Raw genomic sequence first — 481 nt, forward strand, 5'->3', positions numbered from 1 at the left:
TTCCGCCTGAGCGTGGTCACCGGCCAGGTCGATAGCGACGGCATCACCCTGGGCAACGCCATTCAACTGAACGGCGGCACCTTGCGCGATGCGGTCGGCAACGACACCACCCTGGTACTGAACAACGTCGGCGACACCAGTGGCGTGCAGGTGGACGCTGTAATGCCGGTGGTCAACAGCGTGGGCTTGCCGCAAGACGGCAGCTACAAGGTGGGTGACGTCCTGAGCTTCACCGTCAATGCCAGTGAAGGTGTTGTGGTCGATACTACGGGCGGCACGCCGCGCCTGGCGCTGACCGTGGGCGGTGTCACCCGTTATGCCAGCTATGTATCTGGTGCGGGCAATGGCGCGCTGGTGTTCGAGTACACCGTGCAAGCCGGTGACAACGATGCCGACGGCATCGCATTGGCCGGCAGCATCGATCTCAACGGCGGCAGCATCAAGGACCCTGCGGGTAATGACCTGGCCCTGTCGCTGGGCG

At 63.8% G+C, this 481-nt stretch carries 1 protein-coding gene; it reads left to right on the plus strand.

The features are described from left to right. The coding region (locus GYA94_RS25050) for a hypothetical protein (RefSeq protein ID WP_161893323.1) at positions 1-481 on the plus strand (481 nt) is incomplete at both ends.

Source organism: Pseudomonas juntendi (genome assembly GCF_009932375.1).
GTDB lineage: Bacteria > Pseudomonadota > Gammaproteobacteria > Pseudomonadales > Pseudomonadaceae > Aquipseudomonas > Aquipseudomonas juntendi.